Source organism: Stenotrophomonas sp. AG209 (assembly GCF_003550055.1).
In the GTDB taxonomy this organism is placed as follows: Bacteria; Pseudomonadota; Gammaproteobacteria; order Xanthomonadales; family Xanthomonadaceae; genus Stenotrophomonas.
Map to the genome: position 1 here is coordinate 208,332 of NZ_QXDB01000004.1, position 18,166 is coordinate 226,497.

Sequence of the window (18,166 nt, forward strand, 5' to 3'; positions counted from 1 at the left end):
CCTCGTTGAATGGAAGCCTTCCCCAGTTCCCCCGGCCAACTGATCCGGTCCCTGATCGACAACCGACGACTGGTCCTCGCACTGGCGGCGCGCGAAATCGCCGCCCGTTACCGCGGGTCCTTGCTGGGACTGGCGTGGGCGCTCGTGCAGCCTGTCTTCATGCTCGCCATCTATACGCTGGTGTTCAGCGAGGTCTTCAAGGCCCGCTGGCCCGGCGGCAGCGGTTCGCGCACCGAATTCGCCCTGGTGCTGTTCAGCGGCCTGCTGGTGTTCAACCTGTTCAGCGAGGTATTCAACCGCGCACCGGGCCTGATCGTCGGCAACGCCAACTACGTGAAAAAGGTGGTATTCCCGCTGGAGGTCCTGCCGTGGGTCAGCGTGCTCACCGCGATGTTCAGCCTGGCGGTGAACCTGATGGTCTGGCTGCTGTTCTACCTGGTGTCCACCGGTCTGCCGCCGATGACCGCGCTGCTGGCGCCGCTGGTCATGGTCCCGATGATCCTGTTCATGACCGGCATTGCCTGGCTGCTCTCGGCGCTGGGTGTGTTCCTGCGCGACACCGCGCAGATCACCGCGATCATCACCACCGCCGTGATGTTCCTGACACCCATCTTCTATCCGATCGATGCGATCCCGGCGTCGTTGCGGCCGGTGCTGAACATCAATCCACTGGCGCCCATCGTCGCGCAGATGCGTGATGTCCTGATGTGGGGCAAGGGGCTGGACCCTGTGGTCTATCCGACCTGCCTGCTGGTCTCGCTGGCGGTTTTCTTCCTGGGCTTTGCCTTCTTCCAGCGCACACGCAAGGGGTTTGCCGATGTGCTCTGACATCGCCATCCAGGTGCAGGGCCTGGGCAAGTGCTTCAACGTCTATGAGAAGCCGACGCACCGGCTGATGCAGATGCTGTGGCGGGGCCGCCGGCAGTACTACCGGGAATTCTGGGCACTGCGCGATGTGGGCTTCACCATCCATCGTGGCGAGACGGTGGGCATTATCGGCCGCAACGGTGCCGGCAAGTCGACCCTGCTGCAGATGATCTGCGGCACGCTGACTCCCACCGAAGGCGCGATCACCGTCAATGGGCGGGTGGCGGCACTGCTGGAGCTGGGGGCCGGCTTCAACCCCGAATTCTCCGGCCGCGAGAACGTCTATCTTGCCGCGTCGCTATACGGCGTCGAAAAGGAGGAGGTGACCCGTCGCTTCGCCGAAATCGCCGCCTTCGCCGACATCGGCGATTTCATCAACCAGCCGGTGAAGACCTATTCCAGCGGCATGTACGTGCGCTTGGCATTTGCCGTCATCGCCCATGTGGATGCAGACATCCTGATCATCGACGAGGCGCTGAGCGTCGGCGATGCCTACTTCCAGCAGAAGTGCATGCGGTTCCTTGCAGGCTTCCAGCGCGGCGGTGGCACCCTCCTGTTCGTCAGCCATGACATGGGCGCGGTCAATGCACTCTGCGCATCCGCCGTGCTGCTGCGGCGGCAGGACGGGCAGTACCAGTGCGATATCGGCTCGGCGCGCGAGATCTCTGCCATCTATCTGCGCGACCTCTATGCGGACCGCCAGGAATCGGCGGTGGCCAAGCCGAACGCAGCCCTTGCCCAGGGCAGCTACGATGCGGATACCGTGGAAGCGACCCATTTCCATGCAGGCGCCTTCCGCCCGGATGTGGACAGCTTCGGCGCAGGGGGCGCGCACATCGAGAGCGCGGTGTTCACCGACGTCGACGGCAACATCGTGTCCGAGTTCTCTTCGCAGGACGACGTGCGCCTGGTGGTGACCGCGCGGGCAGGCAAGGCGCTGGACTATCCCGCCATCGGCTTCATGCTGAAGGACCGCAAGGGGCAGTATCTGGTGGCCGAAAGCTCCGACAGCTACCTGCGCGACGAGGCCATCGCCGTCGAGCAGGGAAGCATCTTCACCGTAACGTTCCAGATGCGCCTCCCTCGCCTGATCCGCGGCGAATACAGCCTGGATATCGCACTCGCCGAGGGCCCCGGCGATGACCATGTGCAGCACCACTGGCTGCACGATGCCATCGTTCTGACGGCCCTCAACCCACAACTGGTCCACGGCATTTCCGGCGCTCAGCCGCTGGCAGTGTCGTTCCGCACATCTCATCGCTCATGACCATCATTACTGGACGTCACGGCGTTTTCGAAACGCTCCCCGGCGACACCGTCATCGCCGACTCGCTGCGCTGGTATGGGGAGTGGGCCGAGAACGAGCTCGAGCTGCTGCGCCGCTTCATTGCACCGGGAAGCGTTGTCGCCGACGTCGGCTCCTTCATCGGTACCCACGCCGTGGCCTTGGGAAGGGACGTTGGCAGCCTGGGGCATGTCCACGCGTTCGAACCGCGTCGCAATGCCTTTGCCATCCTCCAGCGCAACATCGAACGTAACGGACTCACCCGGCAGGTCACGGCCCATAATGCTGGCCTGTCCGACCATCCGGGCTCGATCTCGCTCGACGATTCGGCCGAGGAGGCCCAGAACCAGGGCGGCCTGAGCCTGATCGATGCCGGCCGCGGCTACACGGTGCGCATCGTCACCCTCGACTCCTTGCAGCTGCCACGCCTGGATCTGCTGAAGGTCGACGTGGAAGGCATGGAAGCGCAGGTGCTTACCGGTGCCATGGAGACGCTGCAGCGCTGCCGCCCGATTGTCTTTGCCGAATGCAACTCGGTGGAGGGCGCAGCGACCACCTTGGCCGCCGTGGCACAGCTGGACTACGCCGCCTTTGGAGTGGTCTACCCGGCCTTCAATCCCGACAACTTCAACAACTGCCCGGACAACTTCCACGGCGCCAACGCCGAATGCGGGCTGTTCCTGCTGCCGCGTGAACGCGCGGAAGGGGACATGGTTGAAGGAATGCGGCGCATCACCTCGCTGGAAGACGTGGTGGCACTGCTGCTGGAAAAGCCGCAGTACCTGCCCGAAATGCTGCCCGATGCACCGGCCGTTCCGGCCGTACACCGTAGCCATCCGCTGCCGCTGCCTGCTGAGGCACGCGCGCAGCGCCCGCTGCATGTCGTCGCCCCGTTCTACCGCAACGAGCAGCTGGTGGATCCGTTCATGCGCGGGCTGCGCAGCGTCGCTGAGGAACTGGCCCGTGCAGGCGCGTCCGTCTGGCTGTACAACGACAGCCCGGACTACGCTCCACTGGGCGCAGCATTGCAGAAAGCGGCCGCCGAAGGTCTTGACGGCGTCGAGGTGCGTGCGCTGGCAAACGAGGAGAACCTCGGGTTCATTGGCACCTGCAACCGCGCCTTCCAGCTCGCCATCGAGGAAGGCGCCGACGTCTTCCTGCTCAACTCCGATACCGAAGTCACCGCAGGTGCCATCGAAGAGATCCTGGCAGTAGCCGCGATCGATCCGATGATCGGCTTCGTCTGCCCGCGCAGCAACAACGCGACACTGGCCACGCTGCCATACACCATGGAGCACGCCGATGTGACTGTCGAGCAGGCGCTTGCCAAGTTCCTGCCCCTCGCTCGCCGACTGCCCCGTTTCTCGTTCATCCCCACTGCCGTCGGCTTCGCACTGTGGATCCGCGGCACGCTGTTGGCGGAGTTCGGCATCTTCGACACCGTCTATGGCAAGGGCTACAACGAAGAAAACGACCTGATCATGCGCGCCAACCGCGCAGGCTATCGGGCCGCGCTGGCCAACCATGCCTTCGTCTGGCACCAGGGTGAACAGTCCTTCTCGACCACGGGCCAGCAACGGTCCGAGCGCGAGGAGATCAATGGTGCCGTGCTGCGCCAGCGCTACCCGGAGTACGCCCCGCTCATCTATCGCTACTTCACATCGCCGGAGTACCGCGCCGAACGGCTGCTGGAGGCACTGGACCCGGTGCAGGGGAAACGAACGATTGCTTTCGACTTCTCGTCCTTCGGGCCGTTCCACAACGGCACGTTCGAGTCGGGCGTCAAGCTGTTGTCTGCCTCGCAGCGTGCATGGCCCAAGGACACCCGCATCGGTGTCTTCATCAGCGCACAGGCTTGGGCTTTCCACGGCCTGGATCGCCTGCCGGGAGTCGTCCGGCTGGAACCCGGCGACCACCGTAACCGGGTCGCCGCCGTGGTCCGCATTGGCCAACCCTACCAGCTGGAAACCCTGCTGAACCTGTTCGAGACCGCACCGGTCGTCGGCATCTTCATGCTTGATACCATTTCCACTGACTGCGGCTACCTGGCGCTGGGTTTCGACGACAGCCTGTGGCGTTTCGCCTTCGAGAACATGAGCGTGTTGTTCACCAACTCGCAGTTCACCCTTGATCGCATTCGCTTGCGCTACCCGATCAGCAGCTCGACCCTGCAGCAGGTTTCGCTGCATTCACTGGATCCTGCTGACTACGCCAGCTACGAGCCTACCGGCTCGGAGGGTTCGCACATCCTGGTGATCGGCAACCACTTTACCCACAAGTTCGTGCGGGCAACGACCGACGCGCTGGCCAGCGCGCTTCCTGGCCAGAAGATCATCGCCATCGGCTACCCCGAGGATGTCGAACTGCCAGCCAACGTGCAGTCGTTCAAGGCAGGCAACATTGATGAAGACACCTTCCGCTCGTTCTACCGCGATGCACGCGTCGTGGTGTTCCCCAGCCACTACGAAGGCTTCGGCTTCCCCGTGTTGCACGCACTGGCCCATCGCCGGCCGGTTCTGGTACGCGACAGCGGCCTGAACCGGGAGCTGGCAGCGCACATCACTGCCTCGGCCAACATCCACGCCTACGAAACCACGCGCGAACTGGTGCAACGGCTGCAGGAGGCGATGCCGGTCTGGACCGACGAACGGCGCCAGGGCGAAGCTGACGGATGGCACCGCTCCGCGGTGGAAGTCCATGAAGCGTTGACTTCGGCCATGAACCTGGCCAACGCAACGCAGGTCGCCAAGGTGCTGCGCAACCTCGACGCGCTCAAGCACCCGGCCACGATGGCAGCGGAGATGGGAACCTCGGGCCAGCGAATCGGCCGCAGGCTCGGTCGCATCATCGACCGCCTGTTGCGGATTCCGGGCGCGGCACCTGCTGCGCGCCTGGCGGCGCGGATGTACCGCAGCGTCGCCCGCTAGATGGCACTGAGGTGAACTGGCAGCCCCATGCCCTCCAGTACGCCCTTCGCAAGAAGAGGCGAAGAGCGTCTGCCCCAGCGTAGGCGGCAAGCGGAAGCCATCTGCTGAGCCGGTTGGCCGTGCCGAAGGACTTGGCAAGCATGAGACTTCCGCTCAACCACCTTCGATTCTGACCGTCCTGGTCCCGACGGCCGTCGCCGGCGAGGAATCTCCCTCCCCCTCAAGCAGCCCTGCAGGCGCGGACTGCACGGCGAGAACAAAGAGGTGCAAACCCGCACTAAGGGAACGACATGATGTACCCTTCCTGAATATCGAGGCGCGGAGACGGCAGCTTGCCAGGCCTTCTCCGCAGCGTTGCATTATGGAAAGGGGAAAACATTAATGACTGCGGCCATTGCGGTGTCGAGACATGACGACCCCGTGACACCCTTCTCGCTCAGGACGCGCGCAGGGGCGATCGTTGTCCTTGGGTTCGCCCTGATTCACGCCGTTGTGGTCATGTGGCGTGCTCAGAGTTTCTTTTTTTACGGCGACGACTTCCTGAACTTTGCTGTTTACGTAGAGACAGGTTTCAACCAGGCATATCTGATGCGGGATGTCTTCGGTCAGATGGCTCCAGGCTACCGACTGATGCAGGCGATGGCATTCGAGCTGTTCGGGATGGACTACACCCGAATCCAGATGCTGTTGGCAGTTGTCACAGCCAGCACAACCGCCCTGCTCGGCATGGCGGCACTGCGACTGGGGAGCCGACCATGGGTACTGGCAGTTGCTCTCCCTCTGCTGGTGCTGCTTCCGCAGTCTGGGCAAGCCACGATGTGGTGGAGTGCGGCTGTGCACACCACGTTCTCATTTGCCGCCATTGCCGCTGCGTTGTTCTGCGCGAGCGGGAGCAGCCGGGCACGCCCGGTCCTTATCAGCTTGTGGCTTGCGGTATCCCTTCTTTTCACCGCAAAGGCACTTTTTTCATTGGCACTGCTGTGGGGTTTTCTGGCCTTGCGCGAAAGCCAACAGGGTCGGCATTGGTTTCGCGCGAGCCTGAGCGCACTACGGACGTTGATCCCTTCCATTTTCGTCGCGCTGGCCTACCTGGCGCTGCTCAAGGTCTTCCATGAGCCGTCCATACAGCCTCACCCTTCACCGCTGGTGCTGGCCGCCTACATCTGGGAACTGACCGCCGACTACGCGATCGGAAGCAGCTTCGGTCTCGGTTCGTACGGGCTTGGCTGGCCACGCAGCGTCAGTGTGGCGCTGGTCCTCGCCCTCGCTGTGGCATCCGTGCGCAAGCGCCCGGCCCTGCTGTTTCCCTGGGTCGCGCTGCTCACTTATCTCGCAGCCAGCGCCGGCGCAATTGGCTGGGAGCGCGCGGTTCGCTTCCCGGGTGGAACTCTGCGCTACTGTGTGGAGGGCTCAACTCTCCTGCTGATTGTTTCTGCGCTTTCGATATCAGCCGTCTGCCAAACTGCATTCCAGCGGCGCATTGTAATTGCGGTGGCCACCCTTATCGCAATCAACCTCGGCTGGCATCGCAGTGAGATCCCACTGGATGCCGACCGAGATTCCGCGCGCTCCTTCATCGCCAACTACCAGCATGACGTAGCCCTTCTGCCAGCAGGGGCAACAATCGCCGACACTCAGCTGCCAGAGCAAATCGTCCCAAGCTGGATGGTGGGTTATTCACGCGCAGGTTGGCTCACCAGGCTTTATGCACCGACCGTCAGTTGGGGCAGCATAGAAACGGCTACCCACGTCGTTGGGGAGGACGGCAGCATCACTCCGATCCTTCCCGCGACCAACGGCGAATAGCACCCTGGCCAGCGACGAAACAAACCGGGCGCCCAAAGGGCGCCCGGTCATCTTCTGCACCTCGCCGGACCAAGCGCCCGGACGGCTGGCTCAGGCCAGCGCCCGTTCCAGATCCACCTGCAGGTCCCCCAACTCTTCAACACCCACGCTCAGCCGCACCAGCGCATCGCTGATCCCCAGCTGCTCGCGGCGCGCCACCGGGATCGAGGCATGGGTCATCACCGCCGGGTGGTTGACCAGGCTTTCCACGCCGCCCAGCGACTCGGCCAGGGTGAACAGTTCGGTCTTCTCGCAGAAGCGCTTGGCCGCCTCGAAACCGCCCTTGAGCACGATCGAGACGATGCCGCCGTAGCCGGCCATCTGCTTGCCGGCCAGCTCATGCTGCGGGTGAGACGGCAGGCCCGGGTAGATCACCTTCTCCACCGCCGGGTGCTTGTCCAGCCACTGGGCCAGCGCCAGCGCGTTGGCGCAGTGCGCCTTCATGCGCAGCGGCAGGGTCTTCAGGCCACGCAGGGCCAGGAAGCTGTCGAACGGGCCCTGCACGCCACCCACCGAGTTCTGCAGGAAGGCCATCTGCTCGGCCAGTTCGGCGTTGTCGCCGACCACGACCATGCCACCAACCATGTCCGAATGGCCGTTGAGGTACTTGGTGGCCGAATGCAGGACCAGGTCCGCACCCAGTTCCAGCGGACGCTGCAGCATCGGCGAGGCGAAGGTGTTGTCGACCACCACGATCAGGCCATGGCGCTTGGCGATGGCGGCGACCGCGGCGATGTCGACGATCTTCAGCATCGGGTTGGTCGGGGTCTCGATCCACACCATCTTCGTCTTCGACGTGATGGATGCCTCGAACGCGGCCAGATCGGTCAGGTCGACGAAGCTGAAATCCAGCCCGGCGGTGCGGCGACGCACGCGCTCGAACAGGCGGAAGCTGCCGCCGTAGATGTCATCCATCGCCACCACGTGGCTGCCGGCGTCCAGCAGCTCGATCACGGTCGAGCTGGCCGCCATGCCCGAGGCGAAGGCGAAGCCGCGGGTGCCGCCTTCCAGCGACGCCACGCAGCGCTCATAAGCGAAGCGGGTCGGGTTGTGGGTACGCGAGTACTCGAAGCCCTGGTGCTCGCCCGGGCTGGACTGGGCATAGGTCGAGGTGGCGTAGATCGGCGGCATCACCGCGCCGGTGCTGGGGTCGGGCGACTGGCCGCCGTGGATGGCCAGCGTGGCCAGGGCCAGCGCGCGGTCCGGGGAAGAAGCGTTGGACATGTCGTTTCCTGATTGGCGCCGATGACCGGCGCCGTCGAAGGAGCGGGAGTCTATCAGCGCGGCCTTAACGAGCTTTGACGCGGATAAACCGGGATTCAGCAGCGATCTGCGGCGATAAACGCCTTACTGAACGCGCCGACGCAGGTAATTCAGCAGGTCGATGCGGGTGATCAGGCCGAGGAAGGCGTCACCGTCCATCACGATCGCCACCTGGCCACGGTCGAACACCGGCAGCAGGGCCTCGATCGGTGACTTCACGTCCAGCCGGTCCAGCTTGCTGACCATCGCGGTGGCGACGGTGTCGCGGAAGCGCGCTTCATCGCCATAGACATGCAGCAGCACGTCGCTTTCGTCGACGATGCCGACCAGCTGCTCACCGTCCATCACCGGCAGCTGCGAGACGTCGTACAGCTTCATGCGCTGGTAGGCGGTGGTCAGCAGGTCGTTCGGGCCGATCACCACGGTGTCGCGCTGGCCATACGGGCGCAGGATCAGGTCACGCAGGTCGCCGTGCTGCGGGCGCTGCAGGAAGCCGTTGTCCAGCATCCAGTAGTCGTTGTACATCTTCGACAGGTATTTGTTGCCGGTGTCGGGCACCAGCACCAGCACCTTCTTCGGCGTGGTCTGCTCGCGGCAGTACTTCAGGCCGGCGGCCAGCAGGGTGCCGGTGGACGAACCGCCCAGGATGCCTTCCTTGCCCAGCAGTTCGCGCGCGGTGTGGAAGCTCTCGGCATCGCTGATGGCATACGCCTTCTTGACGCGGCTGAAATCGGAGATCGACGGCAGGAAGTCCTCGCCGATGCCTTCCACCAGCCAGCTGCCCGACTTGTCGTTGAGATTGCCGTCGTTGATGTACTCGGCCAGGATCGAGCCGACCGGATCGGCCAGCACCAGCTCGGTCTTCGGCGACAGCTTGGCGAACGCGCGCGACAGGCCGGTCATGGTGCCGGAGCTGCCGCAGCCGAACACGATGGCGTCGAGGTCACCGCCCATCTGCTCGAGGATTTCCGGGCCGGTGCCGAACTCATGCGCGGCCGGGTTGTCCGGGTTGCCGAACTGGTTGATGAAGTAGGCGCCCGGGGTCTGCTCGGCGATGGTCTTGGCCAGGTCCTGGTAGTACTCGGGGTGCCCCTTGGCGACGTCCGAACGGGTCAGGCGCACTTCGGCGCCCATCGCCTTCAGGTTGAAGATCTTCTCGCGGCTCATCTTGTCGGGAACGACGAGGATCAGCTTGTAACCCTTCTGCTGGGCCACCAGCGCCAGGCCCAGGCCGGTGTTGCCGGCCGTGCCCTCGACCAGGGTCGCGCCCGGCTTCAGGTCGCCACGCTGCTCCGCCGCCTCGATCATCGACAGGCCGATGCGATCCTTGATCGATCCGCCCGGATTGGCGCTCTCCAGCTTCAGGTAGAGCTCGCAGACGCCGGTGTCCAGGCGCTGGGCCTTGACGATCGGGGTCTGGCCGATGAGTTCGAGGACGGAAGAATGGATGGGCATTCGGAGGACTTTCGATTCGCGCCGCGCAGGGCCGGACCGATGATTATCCGACGGATGGCGCTGAATGTCAGGTCGGTGCGGGCATGCCGCCCGCCTGCCCCATGAAGGGATGCGGGCGGCCCCGGATCGACGAGGAGACCGGTACCGCCCGCATCGGTGAGTTGTGCCTGCAGGCCAAGGCACCACCGCCTGTGGTGCCTTGGCGCGGCCGCCTCATCGGCGGTGCCGCGATGCCGGGGCAGGAGCGCCCGGCGGGGCCATCGATGGCCGGGTCACGCCGTTCCGGGCGCGACGGGGTGCGTCAAAGCGTGGGGGACGTCATTGGGAGCGGTGTTTCGTACATTCGCAGAAGTCGTTGCTTGGCCAGCAGCTTCTCACGCTTCATGCGACCCAGGGTGACATCATCGATCGGGAGTACACCCAACTCCGCGTCCATGCACTTCTTGTTCAACTTGCGGTGCTGGTCATGGAGTGCCCTGAACTCCGGATCACGCGCGCGACGGGCGTCGATCTCGCTCTGGGGCTGATCTTCAAACATGATGGACCTCCTTCGACAGATACGCGAACGCCCCGGCCGCAAGGCACGGGGCGTTGTTCATGGAGGAGCGCCGGTCGATGGCCACCTGGACGCCTGCAACGACCTGCGGCACTGGCCTGCGCACGTCGATCTGCTGCGGTTCGCGCCCTGCTTGCATCGGCCCGGCCCTCCCATCGTCCGGTCCGCGGCATTGCGTCCCGGACGATTGACCCTACGCCTGCTCAAGGCGGGGTACAAGACCCCTGCGTCAAAAAGACCGAACCCCGCCGGGGCGGGGTTCAGGCTGAATGCTCATCGCAACGAAAAACAAACAATATCAATGGATTACGGGGCGATGATGACCTCGGCCGAGCGCGCCCGGGTGGAGGCTGCCTTCTTGCCGCTGACCTGGATCCGGTTGCTGGCGACACCGGCTGCGACCAAGGCGTCGCGCAGCGCTTCGGCACGCTTCTGACCCACGCCATTGGCGTTGTCGTAGGCCTCGATGCGCAGGCGGCCCTTCTTGCCGATGTTCAGGTACTCGGCCAGCGCCTTGGCCTGGTTGCGGGCCCCACCGGACAAGCTGGAGGCGCCTGCGGCGAACGCGTCGCCATTGAAGGTGAAGACTTCGCCACGGCCATCGAACTTCGAGCCCGGCAGCTTCTGCCCGGACACCAGCTCGGCTTCCTCGCGGGCCAGCTTGGCGGCGTTCTGCTGAGCGGCGCTGAGGCGCTGCTGCTGCTTGCCGGCCACGCTGGTCAGTGCGTTCTCGGCGTCCTGGCGGGCCAGGGTCTCGGCTTCGGCCGCCTGGCGCAGGCGTTCGGCCTCCTCCGCCTGCATCTGCGCCTGCATGCGCAGCTGCTCGGCTTCCTGGCGGGCACGGGCGGCGTCGCGGCGGCTGGCTTCGATCAGCAGGTCGCTGCGGGTACGTTCCAGGCGGTCGACCTCGCGCGCGGCCATCGCGGTGCGCACGGCGGTCTCGGCAATCTCCACCCGGCGCTCGGCCAGGTAGGTGGCCAGCTCCTGGTCGCGGCGCTTGGCCTTGTCCAGGGTGGCGATGGCCTGCTGGGCCTGCATGCGCTCGAAGGCGCCCAGCTCAGCGGTGTCGGGGTTGGCCTGGATGGCCATCAGGCGCTGGCTCAGCTGCGCCACCATCGGGTTCTCGGCGGCCACGGCCAGGGTCGGCAGCGCCAGCAGCGCGGCCAGGGTTGCGGCGGTCATCGGCTTCACCGGCGATCCTCCCCGGTCGACAGCTGGCGTTGCAGCTGGTTGACCTCGTTGCGGCGCAGCTGCAGCTGCGCGGTGACAGTGGCTTCCTCGCTGCGGACGCGGGCCAGGTCGGCATCGGCGGCGGCGCGCAGGGCCATCGCCGGGGCGTTCTTGCGCTCGCGGCGGTCGCCGGCGGCGCGCTGGGCCTGCTCCAGCCCCTGCCGGGCCAGCCCGATCAGGTCCGGGGCGTACTGGTCGGCATCGGCCTGGGTGGCCTTGTCGACCGCCTGCCGGGCCTGCGCCAGTTCCAGGGCGGCGTCCTGCGCCCAGGCGGGGGCAGACAGTGCGAATGCAAACGCCATCACATACAGGCCATGGCGCATTCGTGCGAAGCTAAGTCGTTTCATTGGGGAGGCCGTACCGGTTGTCGGTTCACGGCCATTGTCGTCAAGCCGACACCGTGCTGGCAACGGGCGTCGGCCGTTTCGTTGGGGAAAATTCGCAATGGATATCGGCTACTTCCTGAAGCTGATGACCGAAAAGAACGCTTCGGACATGTTTCTGACCACCGGGGCACCGGTCTACATCAAGATCGAGGGGAAGCTTTATCCGCTGGGCAACACCGGCCTGCCGCCGGGCATGGTCAAGAAAATCGCCTACTCGCTGATGGACGAAGGCCAGGTGCCGCAGTTCGAGCGCGAGCTGGAGCTCAACATGGCCATCGCCCTGCCCGATGCCGGGCGCTTCCGCGTCAACGTGTTCAAGCAGCGGGGCGAGGTCGGCATGGTCATCCGTGCCATCCGCAGCCGCATCCCGAGCATCGAGGAGCTGAACCTGCCGCAGGTGCTGAAGGACGTCATCATGACCCCACGCGGGCTGGTGCTGGTGGTGGGGTCCACCGGTTCCGGCAAGTCCACCTCGCTGGCGTCGATGATCGACCACCGCAACAGCACCACCACCGGTCACATCCTCACCATCGAGGATCCGATCGAGTACCTGCACAAGCACAAGATGTCGATCGTCAACCAGCGCGAGGTCGGGCTGGACACCCACGCCTTCCACAACGCGCTGAAGAACGCGATGCGTGAAGCGCCGGACGTGATCCTGATCGGCGAGATCCTGGATGCCGAGACGATGGAGGCGGCGATCGCTTTCGCCGAGACCGGCCACCTGTGCCTGGCCACCCTGCACTCCAACAACGCCGACCAGACCATCGAGCGCATCCTCAACTTCTTCCCGGAAAGCGCGCACAAGAACGTGCTGATGAACCTGGCGCTGAACCTGCGCGCGGTGATCAGCCAACGCCTGGTGAAGAACAAGGAGGGCCGCCGCCTGCCAGCCACCGAGGTGCTGATCAACACGCCAATGATCCGCGACCTGCTGCGTCGCGGCCAGGTGCACGAGATCAAGGCCGCGATGGAAGGCTCGTTGGAAGAAGGCATGGAGAGCTTCGACCAGTGCCTGTTCCGGCTGGCCAAGGCGGGCATCATCGAGCAGGAGGAAGCGCTGCGCGCGGCCGACTCGCGCGATGGCCTGGCCCTGAAGTTCCGCCTGTCCGAAGGCAGCAGCGGCGAGCACGACCCGTACGCCGACTTCTCGGCGGGCGCACCCAGCATCACCCACGGCTTCTGACCGCACGAAAAAGGGGACGGAGGGAATTAAGTCGTATATGCACTTGCGACGTCGCTCCCTCCGCCCCCTCTCCTGAAGCGTTCAGGGGCGGTCTCATCCAATGAGACCCCTCATCCGTAGGTTTCCTCAATGGAAACCATCCGCAAGCTCGCCATCCTGGCCGACGCCGCCAAATACGACGCCTCCTGCGCCTCCAGCGGTTCGGGCAAGCGCGATTCTCGCGCCAGTGGCGGTATCGGCAGCACCGAGGGCATGGGCATCTGCCACAGCTACACACCCGATGGCCGCTGCGTTTCGTTGCTGAAGATCCTGCTGACCAACTTCTGCATCTACGACTGCGCTTATTGCGTGAACCGGGTTTCCAGCAACGTGCCCCGAGCACGTTTCAGCGTGGACGAGGTGGTCGCACTCACCCTGGACTTCTACAAGCGCAACTACATTGAGGGCCTGTTCCTGTCCAGCGGGATCATCCGCAATGCGGACTACACCATGGAACAGATGGTGGAGGTTGCCCGGCAGCTGCGCGAAGAACACCGTTACGCCGGCTACATCCACCTCAAGACCATTCCCGAGGCCTCGCCGGAACTGCTGGCCAGTGCCGGGCGCTATGCCGACCGCCTGTCCATCAACGTGGAACTGCCGACCGAAGCCGGCCTGAGCGCCTTGGCGCCGGAGAAGACGGTGCATTCGATCCGCGGCGCGATGGGCGAACTGCGCTGGCGCATCGAGGAAGCCAAGGAGGCACGCAAGGCCCCCGCCGCGGTGGTGCCGACGGCAAGCCGCAGCGCACGCCCGCGTCCTCCCCGTTTCGCACCAGCCGGGCAGAGCACGCAGATGATCGTCGGCGCGGACGGGGCAAGCGACCAGCAGATCCTGGCAAGCGCCGACAGCCTGTACGGCAACTACCGCATGCGCCGGGTGTATTACTCCGCGTTCAGCCCGATTCCAGACGCCAGCCGGCAGCTGCCACTGCAGCCGCCGCCGTTGCAGCGCGAACACCGCCTTTACCAGGCTGACTGGCTGCTGCGCTTCTACGGGTACGGCGTGGATGAGATTACCGATACCACCCAGGACGGCATGCTCGATCTGGACATCGACCCGAAGATGGCCTGGGCGATCCGCCATCCCGAGCGCTTTCCCGTGGACCTCAACCGCGCACCGAAGGAAATGCTGCTTCGCGTACCCGGGCTGGGCGTGCGCAATGTCAAACGCGTGCTGATGGCGCGCCGCCACGCGCGGCTGCGCGTGGCCGACATCGCGCGCCTGAAGGCACCGATGAGCAAGCTGCTGCCGTTCGTGCAGCTGGCCGACCACCATCCGCGCAGGGCGCTGGACGATCCGGCGGCGCTGCGCGCGCAACTGGCCCCGCCTCCGCGACAGGGTTCGCTGTTCGATGCACCGTCCGCGGCCTGACGCGCAGCGCTGGTCGCTGCGGGTGGATCCGCCATGGTCGCTGGAGGCTTGGCGCAACGGTGCGCGTGAAGCCCTGCTGCGCGACGTCGCGCCGGAGCAGCTGGACTGGCTGGAGGGCAGCGACGCATCACTGCTGGATGCGCCCGCGGTCACCTCGGCGCCTGTGCAGGCCGATGCTGGCGCACCGAACGTACCGCGCGACTTCCTGGAGCTGGCGGCCACCTGCCTGTGTCATCGCGACGGGCAGCGCATGGCCCTCCTGTACCGGTTGCTGTGGCGCATCACCCATGGCGAACGCTCGGTGCTGTCAAACCCCGCCGATGCCGACGTACTGCGGGCGATGGCCATGGCCCAGGCGGTCCGCCGTGACACGCACAAGATGAAGGCATTCGTGCGCTTCCGCGAGGTGCCTGGCCAGCCTGATGCGTTCATCGCCTGGTTCGAGCCACAGCACCACATTGTCGATCGGGTCGCGCCGTTCTTCGCGCGCCGCTTCACCGGCATGCGCTGGGCGATCCTAACGCCTTCGCGCAGCGTCGCCTGGGATGGGCAGGCGCTTGCCTTCGGCCCCGGCGCACGGCGCGAGGATGCCCCGGCCGAGGACGCACGCGAGTCGCTGTGGCAGACCTACTACGCGAGCATCTTCAATCCGGCACGGCTCAACACACGGATGATGATGCAGGAGATGCCGGCAAAGTACTGGCGCCACCTGCCTGAAGCACAATTGCTGCCACGCCTGGTGAGGGACGCGTCCGACCGCGTGCAGGAAATGCATGACCGTCCCGCGCAGGCAACGCAACGCCGGATTCCCCTGCGAGCGAACGCTGCGACATCGGCGACCGATGCCAGCAGCCTGGAGAATCTGCGCGGACAGGCCAGCGCCTGCCGCCAGTGCCCGCTCTGGGAGCAGGCCACGCAGACCGTGTTCGGGCAAGGGCCGGCAGGCGCCGAGGTGATGCTGGTCGGAGAACAGCCTGGCGATACCGAGGACCTGCGCGGACAGCCGTTCGCAGGACCTGCCGGCCAGGTGCTGGACCGCGCACTGGCGGAACTGGGAATCGATCGCGCCCAGCTGTACCTCACCAACGCGGTGAAGCACTTCCACCATGAACGGCGCGGCAAGGTGCGGCTGCACAAGCGGCCGGAAAGCCGCCACGTCCAGGCCTGCCGCCCTTGGCTGATGGGTGAGATCGCACGCGTGCGGCCGCAGGTGATCGTGTGCCTCGGCGCGACAGCGGCAGCCTCGGTATTCGGTCGTGATTTCGACCTCTCACGCGACCGCGGACGCTGGCACACCCTCGAGGACGGCACGCGCGGCTACGCCACGGTGCACCCGGCATGGGTGTTGCGGCAGACCGACGATGCGCGCCGCGAGGATGCCTACCGGTTGTTCCGCGATGACCTGGCCCGATTGCAGCAAAAAGGGGACGGAGGGGATTAAGTCGTAAGTGCATTTACGACTTAATCCCCTCCGTTCCCTTTTTCTTTCAGAGGGCGTCGGGCTGGTTTTCCGGGCGTGCGCGGTCGAAGGCGTCCACTGCCTGGCACGCCGCTTCGATACGGCGCAGGGTCGGGTACGGCGCCAGGTCCAGGCCGAAGCGATGCGCGTTGTACAGCTGTGGCAGCAGGCAGATGTCGGCCAGGCCGGGACGGTCGCCGTGGCAGAACGTGCCGGTGTCCGTGCTGTTGGCCAGCAGGGCTTCCATCGCAGCGAAGCCCTCGGCGATCCAGTGCAGGGTCCATTGCGTGCGGGCATCGGCCGGCAGCTGCAGGGTGCGCTCCAGGTACTGCATCACCCGCAGGTTGTTGATCGGGTGGATGTCGCAGGCCACCAGCTGGGCCAGCGCCCGCACCCGCGCGCGGCCGGCGGCGTCGGCCGGCATCAGCGGCACCTGCGGGAAGCGCTCATCCAGGTACTCAAGGATCGCCAGCGACTGGCTAAGCACATGCCCGTCATGCAGCAGGGTGGGCACCAGCTGCTGCGGATTGAGCGCGCGATAGGCGTCCAGGTGCTGTTCGCCGCCCTCGCGCACCAGGTGCACCGGCCGCGCGTCCCAGGCCAGGCCCTTCAGCTCCAGGCCGATGCGCACGCGGTAGGCGGCGCTGGATCGCCAGTAGGTGTACAGCACGATGCCGTCGTCGACCGGGATCTCCATCGCCGCCTCCCTGCTCAGGGCTTGGCCGCCTGTTCGATGCGCTGCTCGATCGCACCGAAGATGCTGTTGCCTGCGGCATCGAGCATCTCGATGCGGACCACATCGCCGAAGGACATGAACGGCGTGCTCGGCTTGCCGTCACGCAGGGTTTCGACCACGCGCTGCTCGGCGAAGCACGATGCGCCCTTGCTGGTGTCCTCGTTGGCGATGGTGCCCGAGCCGACGATGGTGCCGGCGCCCAGCGGACGGGTCTTGGCCGCATGTGCGACCAGCTGGGCGAAGTTGAACTGCATGTCCACGCCCGCTTCCGGTGCACCGAACCACCTCCCGTTGATGTGGGTCAGCAGCGGCAGGTGCACCTTGCTGTCCTGCCATGCGGCGCCCAGCTCATCGGGGGTAACGAACACCGGCGACAGCGCCGAGCGCGGCTTGGACTGCAGGAAGCCGAAGCCCTTGGCCAGCTCGCCGGGGATCAGGTTGCGCAGCGAGACATCGTTGACCAGGCCGACCAGCTGGATATGGCCCGCCGCCTGTTCCGGGGTGGCCGCCATCGGCACGTCGTCGGTGATCACCACGATCTCCGCTTCCAGGTCGATGCCGTAGTCCTCGCTGACCACCTTGACCGCATCGCGCGGGCCGTAGAAGCCTCCGCTGGTGGCCTGGTACATCAGCGGGTCGGTGTAGAAGCTCTCCGGCACCTCGGCACCACGGGCACGGCGCACGCGCTCGACATGCGGCAGGTAGGCGCTGCCATCGACGAACTCATAGGCGCGCGGCATCGGCGCGGCCAGTGCCTGCGGGTCGAGGTCGAACACGCCATCGGCATCGCCGGCATTGAGCGATTCGTACAGAGCGTTCAGGCGCGGCGCGATGTGGCTCCAGTCCTCCAGGGCCTGCTGCAGGGTGGCGGCAATGCCGGTGGCGCGCACGCCGTGGCGCAGGTCACGCGAGACGACGATCAGGGTGCCGTCGCGGCCGCCTTCCTTCAAAGAACCAAGCTTCATGGGTGGGTGTCCGGAGTCGTGGGCAAACAAGTTTCAAGTGTAATCAAATCTACGGCGGCGCCAAGCTGCAGCGCGGCATCGGCCCACCCTACCGCAGGAGGGGGTTCGGCAGGGCTTGCAGCCCTGCACCTGCTTCAAGCCAAGGCAACAGCCGACGCAACAGCAACAGCGGACATTCCGTGGGATGGCGGGGTCCTGTGGGCTTGCGGGGACGCCGTAAACCCATCCATGGGGGCTTGGTCGCGGCATCCATGCCGCTCACACCCCGCAAACCCACAGGACCCCGCCTTCGACAGTAGGCCGGTGGCCAGTAGATCCACGCCATGCGTGGATGAAATCTGTCAGATATCGAATGAAACTCCGGGGTCAGATCCGTTTCGGGAGGAAAACGGATCTGACCCCAAGCCGTTCCGACAGATCGCGGAAAACTGTCGAAGGCGGGGTGGGTCCGGTGGCAGGGGCGTGAGCGGCATGGATGCCGCGACCGAGCCTACATGGACGTATTCACGGCGTCCCCTACCACCGGACCCACCCCGCCTACCCACAGGAACCCGGCTTTTGACGTTGCTCTGGCCTTGGCTCCGGCCCCTGCA

14 protein-coding genes are annotated in these 18,166 nt (G+C 65.5%); 7 read left to right on the forward strand and 7 right to left on the reverse strand.

Going from position 1 to position 18,166, the window contains the following annotated elements:
• The first annotated feature begins 9 nt into the window (after positions 1-9).
• The 4 genes from DFO63_RS17915 (at position 10) to DFO63_RS17930 (ending at position 6,885) form a co-directional block, all read left to right on the forward strand.
• The gene (locus tag DFO63_RS17915; protein ID WP_119007489.1) at positions 10-828 is read left to right on the forward strand and encodes an ABC transporter permease; all 819 of its coding nucleotides are present in this window, start codon (positions 10-12) and stop codon (positions 826-828) included.
• Positions 818-2,134: an ABC transporter ATP-binding protein gene (locus tag DFO63_RS17920; RefSeq protein WP_119007490.1), complete on the forward strand. Its 1,317-nt coding sequence runs from the start codon at positions 818-820 to the stop codon at positions 2,132-2,134. The genes DFO63_RS17915 and DFO63_RS17920 overlap by 11 nt, the downstream gene beginning before the upstream one ends.
• Positions 2,131-5,079: an FkbM family methyltransferase gene (locus DFO63_RS17925; protein ID WP_119007491.1), complete on the forward strand. Its 2,949-nt coding sequence runs from the start codon at positions 2,131-2,133 to the stop codon at positions 5,077-5,079. Before DFO63_RS17920 ends, DFO63_RS17925 begins: the two co-directional genes overlap by 4 nt.
• A 381-nt stretch (positions 5,080-5,460) precedes the next feature.
• Positions 5,461-6,885, forward strand: a complete 1,425-nt coding sequence (locus DFO63_RS17930; RefSeq protein ID WP_119007492.1) for a hypothetical protein — start codon at positions 5,461-5,463, stop codon at positions 6,883-6,885.
• A gap of 90 nt (positions 6,886-6,975) precedes the next feature.
• Here DFO63_RS17930 and DFO63_RS17935 read toward each other — a convergent pair whose 3' ends face one another.
• From DFO63_RS17935 to DFO63_RS17955, 5 genes are all read right to left on the reverse strand, one after another.
• A complete protein-coding gene (locus tag DFO63_RS17935; RefSeq protein ID WP_119007493.1) occupies positions 6,976-8,148 on the reverse strand; it encodes a cystathionine gamma-synthase in 1,173 nt (390 codons plus the stop codon).
• Positions 8,149-8,271: 123 nt separating this feature from the next.
• Complete coding sequence (locus DFO63_RS17940; protein WP_014035882.1) at positions 8,272-9,642, reverse strand: pyridoxal-phosphate dependent enzyme; 1,371 nt, start codon at positions 9,640-9,642, stop codon at positions 8,272-8,274.
• Between the two features lie 301 nt (positions 9,643-9,943).
• Positions 9,944-10,180 carry a YdcH family protein gene (locus DFO63_RS17945; RefSeq protein WP_004154075.1) on the reverse strand — a complete coding sequence of 79 codons (237 nt, stop codon included), beginning with the start codon at positions 10,178-10,180 and terminating at the stop codon, positions 9,944-9,946.
• 324 nt (positions 10,181-10,504) lie between these two features.
• Positions 10,505-11,389 carry an OmpA family protein gene (locus tag DFO63_RS17950; protein WP_119007494.1) on the reverse strand — a complete coding sequence of 295 codons (885 nt, stop codon included), beginning with the start codon at positions 11,387-11,389 and terminating at the stop codon, positions 10,505-10,507.
• Positions 11,386-11,751, reverse strand: coding sequence for a DUF4398 domain-containing protein (locus DFO63_RS17955; RefSeq protein ID WP_005415160.1), 366 nt, complete (start codon positions 11,749-11,751; stop codon positions 11,386-11,388). The genes DFO63_RS17950 and DFO63_RS17955 overlap by 4 nt, the downstream gene beginning before the upstream one ends.
• Positions 11,752-11,872: 121 nt before the next feature.
• On the opposite strand from DFO63_RS17955, the gene DFO63_RS17960 reads away from it, so the two are divergent.
• The 3 genes from DFO63_RS17960 (at position 11,873) to DFO63_RS17970 (ending at position 15,854) form a co-directional block, all read left to right on the forward strand.
• A complete protein-coding gene (locus DFO63_RS17960; protein WP_014645840.1) occupies positions 11,873-13,000 on the forward strand; it encodes a PilT/PilU family type 4a pilus ATPase in 1,128 nt (375 codons plus the stop codon).
• A 129-nt stretch (positions 13,001-13,129) separates the two neighbouring features.
• Positions 13,130-14,413, forward strand: a complete 1,284-nt coding sequence (locus DFO63_RS17965; protein ID WP_119007495.1) for a putative DNA modification/repair radical SAM protein — start codon at positions 13,130-13,132, stop codon at positions 14,411-14,413.
• Complete coding sequence (locus DFO63_RS17970; RefSeq protein WP_119007496.1) at positions 14,394-15,854, forward strand: UdgX family uracil-DNA binding protein; 1,461 nt, start codon at positions 14,394-14,396, stop codon at positions 15,852-15,854. The genes DFO63_RS17965 and DFO63_RS17970 overlap by 20 nt, the downstream gene beginning before the upstream one ends.
• A gap of 46 nt (positions 15,855-15,900) precedes the next feature.
• Here the strand turns inward: DFO63_RS17970 and maiA are convergent, their stop codons facing one another.
• Both maiA and DFO63_RS17980 read right to left on the reverse strand, forming a co-directional pair.
• Entirely contained in the window at positions 15,901-16,569 is a 669-nt protein-coding gene (gene maiA / locus DFO63_RS17975; RefSeq protein WP_119007497.1) for a maleylacetoacetate isomerase, read from the reverse strand.
• A 14-nt stretch (positions 16,570-16,583) separates the two neighbouring features.
• Positions 16,584-17,573 carry a fumarylacetoacetate hydrolase family protein gene (locus DFO63_RS17980; RefSeq protein ID WP_119007498.1) on the reverse strand — a complete coding sequence of 330 codons (990 nt, stop codon included), beginning with the start codon at positions 17,571-17,573 and terminating at the stop codon, positions 16,584-16,586.
• Positions 17,574-18,166: the final 593 nt, after the last annotated feature.